This window comes from Halorubrum sp. SD612 (genome assembly GCF_002135005.1).
Map to the genome: position 1 here is coordinate 1 of NZ_NEWI01000310.1, position 1,869 is coordinate 1,869.

2 protein-coding genes and 1 pseudogene are annotated in these 1,869 nt (G+C 73.2%); all 3 read left to right on the top strand.

Going from position 1 to position 1,869, the window contains the following annotated elements:
• Positions 1–617 (top strand): aminodeoxychorismate/anthranilate synthase component II (locus B9G38_RS16785; RefSeq protein ID WP_143415601.1); only part of this gene is annotated, 617 nt, incomplete at its 5' end.
• The gene (locus B9G38_RS16790) at positions 610–1,548 is read left to right on the top strand and encodes an aminotransferase class IV (protein ID WP_049932352.1); all 939 of its coding nucleotides are present in this window, start codon (positions 610–612) and stop codon (positions 1,546–1,548) included. The genes B9G38_RS16785 and B9G38_RS16790, both read left to right, overlap by 8 nt.
• 56 nt (positions 1,549–1,604) lie before the next feature.
• Positions 1,605–1,869, top strand: a pseudogene (locus B9G38_RS16795) (2Fe-2S ferredoxin); the annotation flags it as partial.

The window sequence follows — 1,869 nt, forward strand, 5'->3', positions numbered from 1 at the left end:
CGGCGGGCGGCTGGCGTCCCGGCGCTGGCGACGCCGACGCGCGGGTGCTCGTCGTCGACAACTACGACTCGTTCGCGTACAACCTCGTCCAGTACGTCGGCGAGGTCGCCGGCGCGGTGACGGTGCGCCGCAACGACGCGGTCGACCTCGCGGGGATCCGCGCGCTCGACCCGGACGGCGTCGTCGTCTCGCCCGGGCCGGGAACCCCGGCTGAGGCGGGCGTCTCGACGGCCGTCTTCGCGCTCGACCGCCCGGTGTTCGGCGTCTGTCTCGGCCACCAGGCGCTGTGCGCGAGCCGGGGGAGTCGGGTCGGCCACGCGCCGGAGGTCGTCCACGGGAAGCCCTCGACGATAACCCACGACAGCGAGGGCGTCTTCGCCGGCCTCCCCGACCGGCTCCGCGTCGGGCGGTACCACTCGCTCTCCGTCGAGCGCGAGGCCCTCCCGGACGAGCTGGTCGAGACCGCGCGAACCGACGAGGAGCGCGAGGTCATGATGGGCGTGCGCCACCGCGAGAAGCCGCACCTCGGCGTCCAGTTCCACCCCGAGAGCATCCTCACGCCGCGCGGGAAGCGCATGGTCCGGAACTTCGTAGAGGTGTGCGAAGAGCATGAGTGACGACACCGACCGCTCGGCGGCGACCGGCGACGGCGAGCGACTGTACCACGTCGACGGCGACCTCGTCCCGGCCGCGGAGGCGACCGTCTCGGTGGAGGACCGCGGGTTCGCCTACGGGGACGCCGCCTTCGAGACGATGCGCGCGTACGGCGGCGACGTCTTCCGGTGGGACGCGCACGCTGCCCGGCTCGCCGACACCTGCGAGACGCTGAAGCTCGACCACGGGATCACCGACGCGGAGCTGAAACGCCGCGTCGACGAGACGCTCGCCGCGAACGACCTCGCGGACGCCTACGTCAGGCTCTCGATCACGCGCGGGACGCAGCCCGGCACGCTCGACCCGCGGCCCGAGGTCGACCCGACCGTGGTCGTCATCGCGAAGCCGCTCCCCCGGGGCGGCGTCGGGAGCGATCCGGTCCACGGCGGGCCCGCCGCGCTCCAGACGACCAAGACGCGCAAGCCCGCGAGCCGCGCGCTCCCGGCCGCGGCGAAGACGCACAACTACCTCAACGGAATCTTGGCCCGGCTCGAACTTCGCGTCACCGGCGCGGACGAGGCGCTCATGCTCGACCCCGACGGCAACGTCGCGGAGGGCGCGACCGCGAACCTCTTCTTCGCCGACGGGACAGCGCTCAAGACGCCCTCGCTGGACGGACCGATCCTGCCCGGTGTCACCCGGACGACGGTGATCGAACTCGCGGAGTCGGAGGGGATCCCGGTCGAGGAGGGGACGTACGCGCCGGACGCGGTCCGCGAAGCCGACGAGGCATTCCTCACGAACTCCACGTGGGAGGTCCGCCCCGTGGCGACCGTCGACGGCATCGCGGTCGACGGCGACGGCGAGGGGGTCGCCGGCCCGCTCACGACGCTCCTCTCGCGGCTGTTCGACCGGCGCGTCGAAGAGCGGTACTACGACGGTGAGCGGCTGTGACGGGCGGCGGCCGGGGAACGCGCAACGTTCAAGCCGGTCGCCGGCCTCCCACGGACATGGACGAGAGCCGCCGGATCGCCGGCGTCGAGGAGGTCCCGGAGGAGAGCACGCTGCTCGCGACGCTGCGCCCTGTCGACTCCGAGGCGGTCGACGAGGGCGAGGGCGACCTCGGCGAAGGCGAGGACGGCGCGCCGGAGGTCGAGGCGGTCCTCACCCGGGCCGCGGGCGAGGTACGCGCGTTCCGGAACTACTGCCAGCACTGGACGGACGTGCGCCTCGACAAGGACGACGGGGCCTTCGTGCGCAACGGCGAGGTGTTCT

Bases quoted from the DNA above. Each gene is read 5' to 3' on its own strand.
- B9G38_RS16790 (WP_049932352.1), top strand. From the start codon at position 610: ATGAGTGACGACACCGACCGCTCGGCGGCGACCGGCGACGGCGAGCGA.